This is a genomic window from Hydrogenophaga sp. UC242_50, assembly GCF_042697355.1.
Taxonomy (GTDB): Bacteria; Pseudomonadota; Gammaproteobacteria; order Burkholderiales; family Burkholderiaceae_C; genus Hydrogenophaga.
Genome location: NZ_CP170553.1, coordinates 3,659,259 through 3,676,495, shown reverse-complemented (window position 1 = coordinate 3,676,495; position 17,237 = coordinate 3,659,259). Strand labels below are relative to the sequence as shown.

Sequence of the window (17,237 nt, the reverse complement as noted above, 5' to 3'; positions counted from 1 at the left end):
GGGACACAGGCCGGCATTGTAAGCCAATAGGAATATTTTGCATCAATAATTATGAATCATGTAGAATCTCGGCGGTCCTGATCCCGTCCAAACCGAGTTTTGCCATGAGCCAGAAACAGCCCGAATTCAACGCAGCCACCTTGGAAGCCTGGGCTCAGGCGGCCCGCAAATCCGCGCCCGGTGGCGATGTCTCGGCGTTGGACTGGGTCACGCCCGACGGCATTCGCGTCAAGCCGCTGTACACCGCCGAAGACACGGCCGGGCTGCCGCACACCAACACCCTGCCGGGCTTCGAGCCCTTCATCCGTGGCCCGCAGGCCACCATGTACGCGGTGCGGCCGTGGACGATCCGCCAATACGCGGGCTTCTCCACCGCCGAAGAGAGCAACGCCTTCTACCGCAAGGCCCTGGCCGCGGGCGGGCAGGGCGTCTCGGTCGCGTTCGACCTGGCGACGCACCGGGGCTACGACAGCGACCACCCGCGCGTCACCGGCGACGTGGGCAAGGCCGGCGTGGCGATCGACAGCGTGGAGGACATGAAGATCCTGTTCGACCAGATCCCGCTGGACAAGGTGAGCGTGTCCATGACCATGAACGGCGCGGTGCTGCCGGTGCTGGCGGGTTATGTGGTGGCGGCGGAGGAGCAGGGGGTGGGGCAGGACCAGCTCAGCGGCACCATCCAGAACGACATCCTCAAGGAGTTCATGGTCCGCAACACCTACATCTTCCCGCCCGAGCCGTCGATGAAGATCATCGGCGACATCATCGAGTACACGGCGCAGCACATGCCGAAGTTCAACTCGATCTCGATCTCGGGCTACCACATGCAGGAAGCCGGCGCCAACCAGGCGCTGGAGCTGGCCTTCACGCTGGCCGATGGCAAGGAGTATGTGAAGACCGCGATCGCCAAGGGCATGGACGTGGACGACTTCGCCGGGCGCCTGTCCTTCTTCTGGGCGATCGGCATGAACTTCTACCTGGAGATCGCCAAGATGCGCGCCGCCCGCCTGCTGTGGACGCGCATCATGAAGGGCTTCAACGCCAGGAACCCCAAGAGCCTGATGCTGCGCACGCACTGCCAGACCTCGGGCTGGTCGCTCACCGAACAGGACCCTTACAACAACGTGGTGCGCACCGCCATCGAGGCCATGGCCGCGGTGTTCGGCGGCACGCAGTCGCTGCACACCAACTCGTTCGACGAAGCCATCGCGCTGCCCACCGAGTTCAGCGCGCGCATCGCGCGCAACACGCAGCTCATCATCCAGGAAGAGACGCACATCACCAACGTGGTGGATCCCTGGGCCGGCAGCTACATGATGGAGAGCCTCACGCAGGAGATGGCCGACAAGGCCTGGGCCATCATCGAGGAGGTCGAGGCCATGGGCGGCATGACCAAGGCGGTGGACAGCGGCTGGGCCAAGCTCAAGATCGAAGCCGCCGCCGCCGAGAAGCAGGCGCGCATCGACTCCGGCAAGGACGTGATCGTCGGCGTCAACAAGTACAAGCTCAAGCAGGAAGACCCGATCGAGGCGCGCGACATCGACAACGTGGCGGTGCGCGACGGGCAGATCGCCCGCCTGAAACAGATCAAGGCCACGCGCGACGCGGCGAAGGTGCAGGCCGCGCTGGAGGCGCTGACCGCTGCGGCCGACAGCGGCGAGGGCAACCTGCTGGACCTGTCGATCCAGGCCATCCGCCTGCGCGCCACGGTGGGCGAGGTGAGCGATGCGCTGGAGAAGATTTACGGGCGCCACCGCGCCGATACGCAAAAGGTGACCGGTGTGTACGCAGCTGCCTACGATTCCGCCGAGGGCTGGGAAGCCCTCAAGACCGAGATCAACACCTTCGCCGAGGAGCAGGGCCGCCGGCCGCGCGTGATGATCAGCAAGCTCGGGCAGGACGGCCACGACCGGGGCGCCAAGGTGGTGGCGCACGGCGTTCGCCGACCTCGGCTTCGACGTCGACATGGGTCCGCTGTTCCAGACGCCCGAAGAATGCGCGCGCCAGGCGATCGAGAACGACGTGCACGCGGTGGGCGTGTCCACCCTGGCCGCCGGCCACAAGACCCTGGTGCCGGCCATCATCGCCGAGCTGAAGAAGCAGGGCGCGGACGACATCATCGTGTTCGTGGGCGGCGTGATCCCGCGCCAGGACTACGACTTCCTGTACGAGTCGGGCGTCAAGGGCATCTACGGCCCGGGCACGCCGATCCCGGCGAGCGCGAAAGACGTGCTGGAGCAGATCCGGAAGGCTTTGGGGTGACCCCTCAGGCATTGCTGGAAGGCATCGTGCGTGGCGCGCCTGCCACGCAGCGCCGCGCCATCGCCAAGGCCATCACGCTGCTGGAGTCCACCCGCGCGGACCACCGTGCCCAGGGCGACGAGCTGCTCACCGCCTTGCTGCCGCACACCGGGAACGCATTGCGCCTGGGCATCAGCGGCGTGCCGGGCGTGGGCAAGAGCACCTTCATCGAGGCGCTGGGCCTGTACCTGATCGGGAAGGGGCACCGCGTGGCGGTGCTGACCATCGACCCGTCCTCTTCCGTCTCGGGCGGCTCGATCCTGGGCGACAAGACGCGCATGGAAAAACTCTCGGTGCACGACCAGGCCTACATCCGGCCCAGCCCGAGCAGCGGCACGCTGGGCGGCGTGGCCGAAAAGACGCGCGAGGCCATGATGGTCTGCGAAGCGGCCGGCCACGACATCGTGATCGTCGAGACCGTGGGCGTGGGCCAGAGCGAGACCGCGGTGAGCGGCATGACGGACATGTTCGTGCTGATGCAGCTGCCCAACGCGGGCGACGACCTGCAGGCGATCAAGAAGGGCGTGATGGAGCTGGCCGACCTGGTGGTCATCAACAAGGCCGACCTGGACCCCGACGCCGCCACGCGCGCGCGCGCGCAGATCACCTCCTCGCTGCGCCTGCTCGGCCTGCATGCGCACCCCGAGCACGCGCACCACAACGACGGCCTCTGGCACCCGCAGGTGATCCAGCTCAGCGCGCTGCAAGGCCGGGGCGTGGACGCCTTCTGGGCCGAAGTCTCGCGTTTTCGCGCGCTGCAGACCGGCAACGGCCAGCTCGCCCAGCGCCGCCAGCAACAGGCCCGCGCCTGGATGTGGGAACGCATCGACGCCGGCCTCAAACAACGCTTCCGCGCGCACCCCCAGGTGCGCGCCGACCTCGACGAGACCACCCGCCGGGTGCTGGCGGGCGAACTGCCGCCGTCCACCGCGGCGCGCCAGCTGCTCGACCTCTTTGACTGACCGACCGTTTCCTCCGGAGAACCACCATGCAGGACATCCTTGAACAACTCGAACGCAAGCGCGCCGCGGCGCGGCTGGGCGGTGGCGAGAAGCGCATCGCCGCGCAGCACGCCAAGGGCAAGCTGAGCGCGCGCGAGCGGCTGGAGGTGCTGCTCGACGAGGGCACTTTCGAAGAGTGGGACATGTTCGTCGAGCACCGCTGCACTGACTTCGGCATGCAGGACAACAAGATCCCCGGCGACGGCGTGGTGACGGGCTACGGCATGATCAACGGCCGCCTGGTGTTCGTGTTCAGCCAGGACTTCACCGTCTTCGGCGGCGCGCTGTCCGAAGCGCACGCGGAGAAGATCTGCAAGGTGATGGACCAGGCGATGAAGGTCGGCGCGCCGGTGATCGGCCTGAACGACTCGGGCGGCGCGCGCATCCAGGAAGGCGTGGCCTCGCTCGGCGGTTATGCCGACGTGTTCCAGCGCAACGTGATGGCCTCGGGCGTGGTGCCGCAGATCAGCATGATCATGGGCCCCTCGGCCGGCGGCGCGGTGTACTCACCCGCCATGACCGACTTCATCTTCATGGTCAAGGACTCGAGCTACATGTTCGTCACCGGCCCCGAGGTGGTGAAGACGGTGACGCACGAGGAGGTGACCTCCGAGGAACTGGGCGGTGCCATCACGCACACCACCAAGAGCGGTGTGGCCGACCTGGCCTTCGAGAACGACGTGGAGGCGCTGCTGATGCTGCGCCGCCTCTACAACTACCTGCCGCTCAACAACCGCGAGAAGGCGCCGGTGCGCCCCAGCGGCGACCCGATCGACCGCATGGAACTGAGCCTGGACTCGCTGGTGCCCGAGAACCCGAACAAGCCGTACGACATGAAGGAGCTCATCGTCAAGACGGTGGACGACGGCGACTTCTTCGAGCTGCAGCCCGAGTACGCCAAGAACATCCTGATCGGCTTCGCCCGCATGGACGGCCAGACCGTGGGCATCGTCGCGCAACCAGCCGCTGGTGCTGGCCGGCTGCCTGGACATCAAGAGCTCGATCAAGGCCGCGCGCTTCGTGCGCTTCTGCGATGCCTTCAACATCCCGGTGGTTACCTTCGTGGACGTGCCCGGCTTCATGCCCGGCACCTCGCAGGAGTACGGCGGCATCATCAAGCACGGCGCCAAGCTGCTCTACGCGTACGCCGAGTGCACAGTGCCCAAGATCACCGTGATCACGCGCAAGGCCTACGGCGGCGCCTACGACGTGATGAGCTCCAAGCACCTGCGCGGCGACGTGAATTTCGCCTGGCCCAACGCCGAGATCGCGGTGATGGGCGCCAAGGGCGCGGTGGAGATCATCTTCCGCGAAGAGAAGAAGGACCCGGTCAAGCTCGCGCAGCGCGAGGCCGAGTACAAGGCCCGCTTCGCCAACCCCTTCGTGGCGGGCGCGCGCGGCTTCATCGACGACGTCATCCTGCCGCACGAGACGCGCAAGCGCATCTGCCGCAGCCTGGTGATGCTGAAGGACAAGAAGCTCGAGAACCCGTGGCGCAAGCACGGCAACATTCCGCTGTGAACAGGCCCACCACCGCGCCGCGCTTCGCGCGTCACCCCCTCAAGGGGGCAGCGCCAGCGGCCCGGCAAAGCCGGTTCCGCGGCACTTCTGGAATGTTGCTCCGGACATGAGTCGGTAAAGAACAGATTGGACAAATGATGTTTACCAAGATCCTGATTGCCAACCGCGGCGAGATCGCCTGCCGCGTGATCGCCACCGCGAAGAAGATGGGCATCGCCACGGTGGCGGTGTATTCCGAGGCCGACAAGGAGGCGCGCCACGTGCAGCTGGCCGACGAGGCCGTGCTGCTCGGCCCCGCGCCCTCGCGCGAGTCCTACCTGGTCGCGGACAAGATCATCGAGGCCGCCAAGCGCACCGGCGCCCAGGCCATCCACCCGGGCTATGGCTTCCTGTCGGAGAACGAGGCCTTCGCCAAGCGCGTGGAAGACGAGGGCATGGCCTTCATCGGTCCCAAGCACTTCAGCATCGCGGCCATGGGCGACAAGATCGCTTCGAAGAAGCTGGCCAACGCCGCCAAGGTCAACACCATCCCGGGCTGGAACGACGCGATCGAATCCGCCGACCGCGCGGTGGAGATCGCCCGCGACATCGGCTACCCCGTGATGATCAAGGCCAGCGCGGGCGGCGGCGGCAAGGGCCTGCGCGTGGCCTTCAACGACAAGGAAGCGCTGGAGGGCTTCACCAGTTGCCGCAACGAGGCGCGCAACAGCTTCGGCGACGACCGCATCTTCATCGAGAAGTTCGTGCAGGAGCCGCGCCACATCGAGATCCAGGTGCTGGGCGATTCGCACGGCAACGTGATCTACCTCAACGAGCGTGAATGCTCCATCCAGCGCCGCCACCAGAAGGTGATCGAAGAGGCGCCATCGCCCTTCATCTCGGAGGCCACGCGCAAGGCCATGGGCGAGCAGGCCGTGGCCCTGGCCAAGGCGGTGAAGTACCAGAGCGCGGGCACGGTGGAGTTCGTGGTCGGCAAGAACCAGGACTTCTACTTCCTGGAGATGAACACGCGCCTGCAGGTCGAGCACCCGGTGACGGAGTGCATCACCGGGCTGGACCTGGTGGAGCTGATGATCCGCGTGGCGGCCGGCGAGAAGCTGCCGCTGACGCAGGCCCAGGTGCAGCGCAACGGCTGGGCCATCGAATGCCGCATCAACGCCGAGGACCCGTTCCGCAACTTCCTGCCCAGCACCGGCCGTCTGGTGCGTTTCGCGCCGCCGGCGCAGACCATGTTCCAGGGCAACACCGCCGATCTGCTCGGCGTGCGCGTGGACACCGGTGTGCAGGACGGTGGCGAGATTCCGATGTTCTACGACTCGATGATCGCCAAGCTCATCGTGCACGGCAAGGACCGGCTGGACGCGATTGCCAAGATGCGCGAGGCGCTCAATGGCTTCGTGATCCGGGGCATCAGCAGCAACATTCCCTTCCAGGCCGCGCTGCTGGCGCACCCGAAATTCGTCGCGGGCGACTTCAACACCGGTTTCATCGCCGAGCACTATGGCCAGGGTTTCCGCGCCGAAGACGTGCCGCACAGCGACCCGGACTTCCTCGTCGCCCTGGCCGCCTTCGTGCGGCGCAAGTCGCGCGAGCGCGCGGCTGGCCTGTCGGGCCAGTTGCCCGGCTATGGCGTGAAGGTGGGCCACGACTACTCGGTGATCGTGCTCGACGCCCAGGGCGAACACGCCTACAAGTCCGTGCATGTGGACGAGGTGGTGGGCCAGCTCGGCTCGGCCGTGGTGACCGTGGACGGCAAGCGCTACGCGATGTCCAGCCCCTCGCGCCTGAACGACATCTGCGTGACCGGCACCTGCAACGGCCAGCCCTACACGGCGCAGATCGAGCGCGGCACGCCGCGCAACCCGCTGGCCCTGGTGGTGCAGCACAACGGCACGCGCATCGAGACCATGGTGGTGTCGCCGCGCATGGCCGAGCTGCACGCCCTCATGCCGTTCAAGGCGCCGGCCGACATGAGCAAATACGTGCTCTCGCCCATGCCGGGCCTGCTGGTCGAGGTGGCGGTGCAGCCGGGCCAGAAGGTGCAGGCCGGCGAGCGCGTGGCCGTGATCGAGGCCATGAAGATGGAAAACGTGCTGTTCGCCGCCGCCGACGGCGTGGTCTCCAAGGTGCTGGCGAAGATGGGCGAGTCGCTGGTGGTGGACCAGCCGATCGTCGAATTCGGTTGAGGCGCGGGTGGGCACCTTTGGATACGGACAGCGGGCCGTGAAATGCGCTAACCTGCAAAGCCACCCGGCTCTGAAGGATTCGCATGAAGCATGGTCTGGCTTTCGCCCTGGGATGTTTGCGCGATCCGCGCCGCATGGGTGCCATCGCACCGGCTTCCCGGGCACTGGCCCGGGCCATCGTGAGCGAGGTCTGGCGCAGCCAGCCTGGCGTGCTGATCGAGGTGGGCGCGGGCACCGGTGCCATCACGCGCGAGCTGGCCATGTCGTTCGCGGCGCTGGAGCGTTTCGTGGTGATCGAGCGCGACCCCGACTTCGCCCGCCTGCTGCGCCACGCCTTCCCGCTGGCCGAGGTGCTCAACCACTGTGCCTCCGACGTGAACCAGCTCACGATCGAGGCGCGCTCGCCCGTCACGCTGGTGTCGTCCCTGCCGCTGCTGTCCATGCCGCGTGACGAAGCCCGCGAGTGCGTGAACGCCATGCTGAGCTTGATCGGCCGCCAGCCGGGCTCGCGCCTGATCCAGTACACCTACGCGGCGCCGCACCTGCGGCCCTTCAACGGCATTCCCCCGGGCTGGCACTGGCGGCGCTCGGCCTCGGTCTGGGCCAACCTGCCACCGGCCACGGTCTGGGCGCTGGAGCGCGCGCCCGTTTCCCTCAACGGAGTTCATTGAGACATGCCTTCCTCCTCACGTCCTTTCAAGGTGCTGGGCATCCAGCAGATCGCCATCGGCGGGCCCGACAAGCAGCGCCTGCAGAAGCTCTGGGTCGACATGCTGGGCCTGGAGGTCACGGGCACCTTCCGCAGCGAACGCGAGAACGTGGACGAGGACATCTGCGCCATCGGCGCCGGCCCGTTCAAGGTCGAGGTCGACCTGATGCAGCCGCTGGACCCCGAGAAGAAGCCGGCGGTGCACACCACGCCGCTCAACCACATCGGCCTGTGGATCGACGACCTGCCCACCGCCGTGCAGTGGCTCGGCGCCCAGGGCGTGCGCTTTGCGCCGGGCGGCATCCGCCAGGGCGCGGCGGGCTTCGACATCACCTTCCTGCACCCCAAGGCGAATGAGGAATTCCCCATCGCGGGCGAGGGCGTGCTGATCGAACTGGTGCAGGCGCCCCCCGAAGTGGTGGACGCGTTCGCGCGCCTGGCCGCCCAGCCGGCCTGATTCCCGGGACGAGCGGCCGAGCGCCCGGAGCAGGGCGGCTTTTCGGGCGCTGTTCGGCGCACCGCGGCCCGGGCCGCGAACTTAATCTTGTGACCTGTGAAGGCTGTGCCAAGGGTGGCGCGGCCCACCCCTTGTCGCAGGAGTTCCGCATGAACCCGTCACCCGGCCAAGATTCGAACGACCTTGCCAGCGCGTCCAGCTGGCTGGGGCGGGGCATGGCGCCCGCCTGGCCCGCCGAACTGCTGGAGCACTTCTGCCTGCGCATGTCGTCCCAGGGCATGTGCGTGAGCCGGGCGCTGATGATCTGCGACCGCCGCTACGCGCTGGAACAACTTGCGCATGCCCACAACATGGCCGACGACACGCTGCGGATGATGGCCGTGCAGCTGTTCCGGCATTTCGAAGCCCGCCAGTCCGCCATCGCCGGTCTGCACTGAGCCCACGGGGTTTCCCCGGCTCAAGGCGGATGGCGCGGCACCGATAAGAACCCATTCACACCGAGGAGCGGTACACCCATGTCCGGATTCCATCCGCTGTTGCCCGGCATCGCCCTGATGCGCCGGTTCCGCCTGCGCGGCAAGCTTCTGCTGCTCGCGGCCTCGTCGGTCCTGCCCCTGCTGCTCGCCTGGGGCCTGCAAGGCCCTGACGGGCTGCACGGCGGCGCCCTGATGGTCGCGATCGCAGGCCTGGCCCTGCTGGCCTACCTCATGGTCTCGTTCTACGTCAGCTTCACCGCGGACTTCCAGCAGGTGCTCGGCGCCATGGGGCAGACGGTGTCGGGCAACCTGCGGTCCACCATTCGCGTGCAGGGCAGCGACGAACTGGCCGAGCTGGCGCGCCTGCTGGACCGCACGATCGGCAACCTCTCGGCCATGGTGGCCGAGGTGCGCAGCAATTCCGCGCTCGTCGCCCACGCCGGCAAGAGCCTGGCGATGGGCAACCGCGACCTCGCCGACCGCACGGAGCAGCAGGCCGCGAACCTGGAGCAGACGGCGGCCAGCGTGCACGAGCTCTCGGGCACGGTGCAGCAGAACGCCCGCACCGCGGGCGAGTCCGACCAGCAGGCCGCGCAGGTGCGCGACGTGGCCGAGTCGGGTGCGAAGTACATGGGCCATGCGGTCGAGTCGGTCGAAGGCATCCAGAAGAGCGCGCAGCAGATGAACGAGATCATCGGCGTGATCGACAGCATCGCGTTCCAGACCAACATCCTCGCGCTGAACGCGGCGGTGGAAGCCGCTCGGGCCGGTGAACAGGGCCGGGGTTTCGCGGTGGTGGCCGCCGAGGTGCGCACGCTGGCCCAGCGCTCGTCCGCCTCGGCCAAGGAAATCCGCGAGCTGATCGAAGCCTCGCGCAGCCAGGTGGAGGCGGGCGTGGCCCAGATCCGCACGGCCGGCAACAGCATCGGTCAGATCGTCACCGGCGTGCGCGGCGTGGCGGCCAACATGTCGCTGATCTCCGCGTCGAGCGCCGAGCAGAGCACCGGCCTGAGCGAGATCTCGGCGGCCGTGACCCAGCTCGATCAGATCACCCAGCACAACGCCCAGATGGTGGAACGCGCGGTGCAGCAGGCCAACCAGCTGGAGCAGCGCGCGGCCCACCTGTCGAAAGCGGTGTCCTCCTTCATGCTGCAGCAAGGCACGGCCGATGAGGCCATGCAACTGGTGAGCCGTGCCTTGGCGCAGCGCAAACAAGGTGGGCGCGAGGCGTTTTCGCGCTCGATCACCGAGCCCTCCAGTGGCTTTCACGACCGCGACATGTACGTGTTCGCGCTCGACAGCACGGGCGTCTACCGCGCCTTCGGCGGCAAGCCGGAGAAGGTGGGCAGCCGGGTGCAGGACATCGCGGGTGTCGACGGGCAGGCCTTGCTCAACGCCATCGTCGCGCAGGGTGAGGCGGGTGAGGGCTGGGTGGAGTACGACATCGCCAACCCGGTCACCGGCGCCATCCAGGCCAAGATGTCCTACGTGATGAAGATCGACGATCTCTACGTGGGCTGCGGCGTCTACAAGACCGTGGCCGCGCGCCAGGGCGCCTGAAGGGGCGGGTCAGCCGCCGGTCTGCCCGCGCCTGGCTCGGGAACGGGCCAGCGCGGCTTCGATCACGGCGCGCTTCTTGTCCAGCACGGCCTCGTCGCTGATCTTCGAGTGCGCGGCCAGATCGGCCAGTTTCTCGCGCGCCTTCGTTTCCAGCCGCACTTCGTGTTCCCGCTTCTCGCGCGCCAGGCGCTGTTGCCGCAGGCTGTAGCGCTCGCGCCCCTGCGCGGCCTGTTCGGACGACCAGGCCTGCCAGCCGGTGCGTTCACCGCTCACGATTTCCAGCGAGATGCAGTCCACGGGGCAGACCGGCAGGCACAGCTCGCAGCCGGTGCAATAGGGCTCCACCACGGTGTGCATGCGCTTGTGGATGCCGAGGATGGCGTCGGTGGGGCAGGCCTGGATGCACAGCGTGCAGCCGATGCACCAGGCCTCGTCGATCACCGCCACGGTGACCGGGCCTTCGATGCCGAAGCGGTGGTCCAGCGCCTGCACGGGCTGGCCGGTGAGGGCGGAGAGCCGCTCGATGCCTTCGGCCCCGCCGGGGGGACACTGGTTGATGCCCGCTTCGCCGTCCGCGATGGCCTGCGCATAGCTCGCGCAGTCGGGGTAACCGCAACGCGTGCACTGGGTCTGCGGCAGGGCGGCGTCGATGCGCCGGGCGAGGTCGTTCATGCCCGCGAATATACCGGCGCCGCCAGGGCGCCGTGGGCTTCGCCGCTCAGGCCTTGGTGGTCTTGCGGCTGGCCGTCTTGCGGGCCGCTGCCGGTGCCTTGGCGGCCGGTTTGCGCGCCACGGCCTTGGGGGCCGCTTTCACGGCCGGCTTCGCTGCGGCAGGCGCGGCATCCGCGGCGGGCTGGTGCGCGCGGATGAAGGTCTTGACCACCGGGTGCACCATGTCGCGCCAGCGCCGGCCGCTGAAAATGCCGTAGTGCGCCAGCGCCCTGCGCCTCGTAGTGCATCTGGTGCGTCTTCGGGATGCCGGTGCACAGGTCGTGCGCGGCGGCCGTCTGCCCGGAGCCGGAAATGTCGTCGAGCTCGCCTTCCACCGTGAGCAGGGCGGTGCGCTTGATGTCCTGCGGACGCACGCGCTCCAGCTCACCCTGTTCGTTCTTCACGTCCCAGGTGCCGTTGACCAGCTTGAATTCCTGGAACACCGTCTCGATCGTTTCGAGGTAGTAGTCGGCGTCCATGTCGAGCACGGCGTTGTACTCGTCGTAGAACTTGCGGTGGCTCTCGGCGCTGGAGTTGTCGCCCTTGATCAGGTCCTTGAAGTAGTCGTAGTGGCTCGACGCGTGGCGGTCGGGGTTCATGGCCACGAAACCGGTGTGCTGCAGGAAGCCCGGGTACACGCGGCGGCCGGCGCCAGGGAAGTTGTCGGGCACGCGGTAGATCACGTTGTTCTCGAACCACTCGTAGCTGCGCTGGGTGGCCAGGTTGTTCACCGCCGTGGGCGACTTGCGCGCGTCGATGGGGCCGCCCATCATGGTCATGGACAGCGGCGTGGTCTCGCCCCGGCTGGCCATCAGCGAGACCGCCGCGAGCACCGGCACGGTGGGCTGGCAGACGCTCATCACGTGGCAGTTGCCGTAGCCCTGCTGCAGGTAACGGATGAACTCCTGGATGTAGTTCACGTAGTCGTCCAGATGGAACTCGCCATCGGCCATCGGCACGAGGCGGGCGTTCTTCCAGTCGGTGATGTAGACCTTGTGGTCCTTGAGCATGGTGCGCACGGTGTCGCGCAGCAGCGTGGCGTAGTGGCCCGAGAGCGGGGCGACGATGAGCACCACCGGCTGCCCCTTGAGCTTGGCCAGCGTCTCGGTGTCGTCGGAGAAACGCTTGAAGCGGCGCAGCTCGCAGAATGGCTTGTCGATCTCGATGCGCTCGTGGATCGCGATGTCCACACCGTCCACATCCACCGTGTGGATGCCGAACACCGGCTTCTCGTAGTCCTTGCCCAGCCGGTGCATCAGGTCGTAACCGGCGGAGATGCGCTGGGCACCCGGCAGTTGGGCCAGCGGCAGCATGGGGTTGGTGAAGAGCTTGGACGCGACCTCGGCCAGGTCAGCGAACGGCTCCATGATCGAGCGCTGGGTTTCGTAAATCTGGTACAGCATGGGCGTCGAATCTGGTTATGTTGCAGTGCAATATAGCAGCATGTGCAAGTCCCTATAAGGGTGAAAACACTATACCCCCGGGTGTTGTTGTCACCTTCGTGAAAGAATCCTGCCGGAACTTCGTGCGCGGCGGCGGGCTCCATGGCTTTTCCGCCGATCGCCACCCCCCATGCAACGTCGCCCCCTATTGATCGCCGGCGGGGCCCTCGCGGCCACCGCCCTCGGAACCTACATGAGCACTTCGGCCTCCGTCCCTTCACCCACGTCCGCCGCCGCCGGTCTGGCCGACCTGGCCGCCGCGCTGCCTGCCACCGAGCGCCTGCCGGTGCTGTTCCTGGGGCATGGCAGCCCCATGAATGCGATCGAGGACAACGCCTGGCGCCGCAGCTGGCAGGCCCTGGGCCAGGAACTGCGCGCGCGGGGCACGCAGCCCAGCCTGATCCTGTGCGTTTCGGCGCATTGGCTGACCCCGGGCTGGCAGCTCACGGCCATGAGCCAGCCCCCCACCATCCACGACTTCGGCGGCTTTCCGCAGGCCCTGTTCGACCAGCAGTACCCCGCGCCGGGCTCGCCAGCCATGGCCCGTGCCATCAGTGGGGTGGTCAGGCAGCCCGGCTCTGGCCGCGCGCTGGACCTGGACGAGCGCGAGTGGGGCCTGGACCACGGCACCTGGTCGGTGCTCAAGCCCATGTTCCCGGCCGCGGAGATCCCGGTCATCCAGCTCAGCATGGACTACCGCCGGCCCGCGGCCGAGCATTTCGCTGTCGGCCGCCAGCTCGCCCAGTTGCGCGAGCGCGGTGTGCTGATCGTGGGCAGCGGCAACATCGTGCACAACCTGCGCACCATGCGCCGGGACGCGGCCGACAACCAGGCCTACGAATGGGCGATCGAGTTCGACCGCATCACGGCCGAGCACCTCGCTCAGGGGCGGCTGGAGGCGCTCAACGACTTCCAGCAGCTGGGCACCGTGGCGCAGATGGCGCACCCCAGCTGGGAGCACTACCTGCCGCTGCTGTACACGGCGGGTGCGGTCACCGACAAGGAGGAGCCGCGCTTTTTCAACGACGGTTTCCAGGGCGCCTCCATCTCCATGCGCTCGGTCATCTGGAGCTGAACCCGGGACGGCCCATGAAAAAAGCCGCTCATCGAGCGGCTTTTTTGCGTCAGACCCGACTCAGACCACCTTGGCGATGGCCTGGCAGACGTAGTCGATGTTCTTGCTGTTGAGCGCGGCCACGCACATGCGGCCGGTGTCGGTGCCATAGACGCCGAACTCGCTGCGCAGGCGCACCATCTGGTCCTTGTTCAGGCCGGAGTAGCTGAACATGCCGATCTGGCTGGTGATGAAGCCCATGTCCTGCTTCACGCCGGCGGCCTTGAGGCCGTCCACCAGCTTCTGGCGCATGGCCTTGATGCGCACGCGCATCTCGCCGAGTTCCTTTTCCCACAGGGCGCGCAGCTCCGGGTTGTTCAGGACGGCGGCCACCACCGCGCCGCCGTGGATGGGCGGGTTGGAGTAGTTGGTGCGGATCACGATCTTGAGCTGCGACAGCACGCGCGAGGCTTCCTCGGCGTTTTCGCACAGCACCGACAGGGCCCCCACGCGCTCGCCGTACAGGCTGAAGCTCTTGGAGAACGAGGTCGAGACGAAGAAGGTCAGGCCGGCGGCGACAAACTTGCCGATGACCGCGCCGTCTTCGGCAATGCCGTCGCCAAAGCCCTGGTAGGCCATGTCCAGGAAAGGCGTGAGGCCGCGGGCCTTGACGGCGGCGATCACCTGGTCCCATTGGGCCGGGGTGATGTCGTAGCCGGTCGGGTTGTGGCAGCAGGCGTGCAGCACGGCGATGGTGCCGGGCTGCGCGGCGTTCAGGCTGGCCAGCATGCCGTCGAAGTTGACGCCGCGCTTGTCGGCGTCGTAGTAGGCGTAGCTGTCGACCGTGAAGCCCGCGTTGGTGAAGAGGGCGCGGTGGTTTTCCCAGCTCGGGTCGCTGATCAGGACCTTGGCGTTCGGATTGAGGCGCTTGAGGAAGTCAGCGCCGATCTTGAGGCCGCCGGTGCCGCCGATGGCTTGCACCGTGCGCACGCGGCCGGACTTCACCGGCTCCGAATCGCTGCCGAACACCAGGCTCTTGACGGCGGCGTCGTAGGCCGCGATGCCGTCGATGGGCAGGTAGCCGCGCGCGGCAGGCTTGTCCATCATGGTCTTCTCGGCCGCCTGCACGCATTGCAGCAGGGGCAGCTTGCCGTTGTCGTCGAAGTAGACACCGACGCCGAGGTTGACTTTGTTGGGGTTGGTGTCGGCGGCAAACTGTTCGTTCAGACCCAGAATCGGGTCGCGCGGCGCCATTTCGACGGCGGAGAAGAGGGACATGCTGGGTTTCCTGGGTTGAGGTCGGGAGCAACCGGCATTTTAGCGGCCGGGCGTGTTGCGTTCCTGATGCCAAATGGTGTGCCCGTTGTGGCCTTCGCATGCATGTTTTCGCCACAAGCGTGCGCTTCCTCATGACAGAGGAGGGTTTGGGTATTCGTTACCGTTTACAAGCGTTCCATTGCCGCATGTCTGCGGTATATTCAAAAGGGCGTTAACTTTTATTAACATTTCACCGTTCCATGGAGGAAATGGGTCATGCGAAAACATACTTCCGGTCTCGTTCGTGTTCTCGCCATTGGCGCCGCTGCAACCGCGTTGTTGGTGGGTGTCAGTGGCTGCGCGAGCAACAGCAACCTGCCGGCCGCGCCGGTGGTTGCGCAGCACCGCCAACTACAACTACCTGGTGGGACCGGGCGACACGCTGAACATCACCGTGTGGCGCAACCCCGAGCTTTCGCTGACGGTGCCCGTGCGCCCCGATGGCAAGGTGTCCGCGCCGCTGGTCGACGAACTCGTCGCGCAGGGCAAGACGTCCTCCGAAATCGCCCGCGACGTCGAGAAGGCGCTGGGCAAGTTCGTGCGCGATCCCGTCGTGACGGTGATCGTCACCAACTTCGTCGGCCCCTACAGCGAGCAGATCCGTGTGGTGGGTGAAGCCACCAAGCCGCAGTTCCTGCCCTACAAGCAGAAGATGACGGTCATGGACGTGATGATCGCGGTGGGCGGGCTGACCGACTTCGCCGACGGCAACAAGGCCACCATCGTGCGCGCCGCTGAGAGCAACAAGCGCTACAGCGTGCGGCTGCAGGACCTGGTCAAGCGCGGCGACATTTCCGCCAACGTGGAAATGCTGCCCGGCGACATTCTCATCATCCCGCAGGGCTGGTTCTAAGGCCGCCGTCCGGTCGGCCTCGGGGTTGGTCGGGCGACCAGCCAGTCCCTCGCTGTTCTGCTGTCACACACAGATTTCTGCATGCACGATCTCCTGAACCAAATCTCCACCACCCTGCGGGGCATGTGGAAATACCGCCGACTCGGGGTGCTGATCGCCTGGATCGTGGCCGCCGTGGGCGCCGCCGGCGTGTTGATGATCCCCGATCGCTACGAGGCGACGTCGCGGGTGTACGTCGACACCCAGTCGATCCTGCGCCCGCTCATGACCGGTCTGGCAATCCAGCCCGATGTGGAGCAGCAGGTTGGCATGCTCAGCCGCACGCTGATCAACCGGCCGACGGTGGAAAAGCTCATGCAGATGGCCCAGCTGGAAACCGCGGGCCAAACCAAGGCGCAGCGCGATGCCCTGGTGGACAACCTGTTCAAGTCGCTCGCCATCCGCTCGACGGGGCGCGACAACCTCTACACCCTGTCGTACCGCGACGAGAACCCGGAGCGTTCGCTGCAGGTGGTCAAGTCGCTGCTGACGATCTTTGTCGAGTCGGGCAAGGGCGCCGCCGGCACCGATTCCGACAACGCCCGCAAGTTCATCGAAGAGCAGATCAAGAACTACGAGAACAAGCTGTCCGAAGCCGAGTCCCGCCTGAAGGATTTCCGCCTGCGCAACCTGGACATGCAAGGGCAGGGGGGTCTCGATGTGGCCGGCCGCATGGCCGAGATGCTGAGCACGCTCAGCCAGGCCCGCCTGGAGCTGCGCGAAGCCGAGAGCGCCCGCGAGGCCGCGCGCAAGCAGCTGGAGCAGGCGCGCAGCATGGCGCGGACCGCGCCCGACACCTCGTCGCTGAACTTGCGCACGCCCGACCTGGATTCCCGCATCGATGCGCTCAAGCGCAGCCTGGACGCCCTGCTGCAACGCTTCACGGACCAGCACCCGGACGTGCTCAACACGCGCCGCCTGATCAAGGAACTGGAAGACCAGAAGCGCCGCGAGATCGCTGAAATGCGCCGCGCCGCCGCGGCCTCGCCCGCCTCGCCGGTGGTGGAGAACAACCCGGCCATCGTGGAAATCACGCGCACGCTGGCCTCGGCCGAAGTGCAGGTGGCGTCCTTGCGCGCCCGCGTCGGCGAATACGAAGGCCGCTCGGCCCGCCTGCGCGAGCAGCTCAAGGTGGCGCCGCAGATGGAAGCCGAGCTGGCCCAGCTCAACCGCGACTACGAAATCCACCGCAAGAACTACCAGGACCTGGTGTCGCGCCGCGAGACCGTGTTGATGAGCGGCGAGCTGGAAAGCACCTCCAACCTGGCCGACTTCCGCGTGGTCGAACCGCCGCAGGTCTCGCGCCGCCCGGTGGCCCCCAACCGCGCACTGCTGTTGCCCGTGGCCCTGCTGGCCGCGCTGGCCGCGGGTGTTGGCGTGACCTTCCTGGTCAGTCAGCTGCGCCCGGTGTTCTTCGATGCCTCGGCCTTGCGTGGTGCCACCGAGCTGCCCCTGCTGGGCGTGGTGACCCTGGTCAAGAACGACGCCATGCGCCGGCGCGAATCCCGAAGCCTGCGGCGTTTCCTGCTGGCCATCATGGCCTTGGTCGTGTTGTTCCTCATCGGTATGGTGACCTTGTCGTACCGATCGAGCCTTTGAAGGTGATCTGA

Annotated in this window: 10 protein-coding genes and 4 pseudogenes; 11 read left to right on the top strand and 3 right to left on the bottom strand. The window is 66.9% G+C overall.

Going from position 1 to position 17,237, the window contains the following annotated elements:
• The first annotated feature begins 104 nt into the window (after positions 1–104).
• From scpA to ACFJGX_RS18625, 8 genes and pseudogenes are all read left to right on the top strand, one after another.
• Positions 105–2,262: pseudogene (gene scpA / locus ACFJGX_RS18660) on the top strand (methylmalonyl-CoA mutase).
• Positions 2,259–3,263 (top strand): methylmalonyl Co-A mutase-associated GTPase MeaB, encoded by a 1,005-nt coding sequence (meaB, locus tag ACFJGX_RS18655; protein ID WP_382326771.1) that lies wholly within the window; start codon positions 2,259–2,261, stop codon positions 3,261–3,263. The pseudogene scpA and the gene meaB overlap by 4 nt, the downstream one beginning before the upstream one ends.
• Before the next feature lie 26 nt (positions 3,264–3,289).
• Positions 3,290–4,823, top strand: a pseudogene (locus tag ACFJGX_RS18650) (acyl-CoA carboxylase subunit beta).
• 137 nt (positions 4,824–4,960) lie between these two features.
• Complete coding sequence (locus ACFJGX_RS18645; protein ID WP_382324539.1) at positions 4,961–7,009, top strand: acetyl-CoA carboxylase biotin carboxylase subunit; 2,049 nt, start codon at positions 4,961–4,963, stop codon at positions 7,007–7,009.
• A 134-nt stretch (positions 7,010–7,143) separates the two neighbouring features.
• Positions 7,144–7,680 (top strand): class I SAM-dependent methyltransferase, encoded by a 537-nt coding sequence (locus tag ACFJGX_RS18640; protein WP_382324541.1) that lies wholly within the window; start codon positions 7,144–7,146, stop codon positions 7,678–7,680.
• A gap of 3 nt (positions 7,681–7,683) precedes the next feature.
• Positions 7,684–8,175, top strand: coding sequence for a VOC family protein (locus ACFJGX_RS18635; RefSeq protein WP_382324543.1), 492 nt, complete (start codon positions 7,684–7,686; stop codon positions 8,173–8,175).
• 149 nt (positions 8,176–8,324) lie between these two features.
• Complete coding sequence (locus ACFJGX_RS18630) at positions 8,325–8,612, top strand: hypothetical protein (RefSeq protein WP_382324545.1); 288 nt, start codon at positions 8,325–8,327, stop codon at positions 8,610–8,612.
• Between the two features lie 78 nt (positions 8,613–8,690).
• The gene (locus ACFJGX_RS18625) at positions 8,691–10,211 is read left to right on the top strand and encodes a methyl-accepting chemotaxis protein (protein WP_382324547.1); all 1,521 of its coding nucleotides are present in this window, start codon (positions 8,691–8,693) and stop codon (positions 10,209–10,211) included.
• A gap of 9 nt (positions 10,212–10,220) precedes the next feature.
• Here the strand turns inward: ACFJGX_RS18625 and rsxB are convergent, their stop codons facing one another.
• Complete coding sequence (rsxB, locus tag ACFJGX_RS18620; protein WP_382324549.1) at positions 10,221–10,883, bottom strand: electron transport complex subunit RsxB; 663 nt, start codon at positions 10,881–10,883, stop codon at positions 10,221–10,223.
• A 46-nt stretch (positions 10,884–10,929) separates the two neighbouring features.
• A pseudogene (locus ACFJGX_RS18615) lies at positions 10,930–12,325 on the bottom strand (polyhydroxyalkanoate depolymerase).
• Between the two features lie 232 nt (positions 12,326–12,557).
• Here ACFJGX_RS18615 and ygiD point away from each other — a divergent pair.
• On the top strand, positions 12,558–13,439 hold the full coding sequence (ygiD, locus tag ACFJGX_RS18610) for a 4,5-DOPA dioxygenase extradiol (RefSeq protein WP_382324553.1): 882 nt from the start codon (positions 12,558–12,560) through the stop codon (positions 13,437–13,439).
• 60 nt (positions 13,440–13,499) lie between these two features.
• Here ygiD and ACFJGX_RS18605 read toward each other — a convergent pair whose 3' ends face one another.
• A complete protein-coding gene (locus ACFJGX_RS18605; protein WP_382326769.1) occupies positions 13,500–14,696 on the bottom strand; it encodes an amino acid aminotransferase in 1,197 nt (398 codons plus the stop codon).
• A 255-nt stretch (positions 14,697–14,951) separates the two neighbouring features.
• On the opposite strand from ACFJGX_RS18605, the pseudogene ACFJGX_RS18600 reads away from it, so the two are divergent.
• Both ACFJGX_RS18600 and ACFJGX_RS18595 read left to right on the top strand, forming a co-directional pair.
• Positions 14,952–15,588 (top strand): annotated as a pseudogene (locus ACFJGX_RS18600) (XrtA/PEP-CTERM system exopolysaccharide export protein).
• 81 nt (positions 15,589–15,669) lie between these two features.
• Complete coding sequence (locus ACFJGX_RS18595) at positions 15,670–17,226, top strand: XrtA system polysaccharide chain length determinant (RefSeq protein ID WP_382326767.1); 1,557 nt, start codon at positions 15,670–15,672, stop codon at positions 17,224–17,226.
• Positions 17,227–17,237 lie beyond the last annotated feature (11 nt).

Excerpts from the sequence above, each read along its gene's own strand:
- ACFJGX_RS18645 (WP_382324539.1), top strand. The coding sequence starts at position 4,961 with ATGTTTACCAAGATCCTGATTGCCAACCGCGGCGAGATCGCCTGCCGC.
- ACFJGX_RS18640 (WP_382324541.1), top strand. The coding sequence starts at position 7,144 with ATGGGTGCCATCGCACCGGCTTCCCGGGCACTGGCCCGGGCCATCGTG.
- ACFJGX_RS18635 (WP_382324543.1), top strand. The coding sequence starts at position 7,684 with ATGCCTTCCTCCTCACGTCCTTTCAAGGTGCTGGGCATCCAGCAGATC.
- ACFJGX_RS18630 (WP_382324545.1), top strand. The coding sequence starts at position 8,325 with ATGAACCCGTCACCCGGCCAAGATTCGAACGACCTTGCCAGCGCGTCC.
- ACFJGX_RS18625 (WP_382324547.1), top strand. The coding sequence starts at position 8,691 with ATGTCCGGATTCCATCCGCTGTTGCCCGGCATCGCCCTGATGCGCCGG.
- rsxB (WP_382324549.1), bottom strand. The coding sequence starts at position 10,883 with ATGAACGACCTCGCCCGGCGCATCGACGCCGCCCTGCCGCAGACCCAG.
- ygiD (WP_382324553.1), top strand. The coding sequence starts at position 12,558 with ATGAGCACTTCGGCCTCCGTCCCTTCACCCACGTCCGCCGCCGCCGGT.
- ACFJGX_RS18605 (WP_382326769.1), bottom strand. The coding sequence starts at position 14,696 with ATGTCCCTCTTCTCCGCCGTCGAAATGGCGCCGCGCGACCCGATTCTG.
- ACFJGX_RS18595 (WP_382326767.1), top strand. The coding sequence starts at position 15,670 with ATGCACGATCTCCTGAACCAAATCTCCACCACCCTGCGGGGCATGTGG.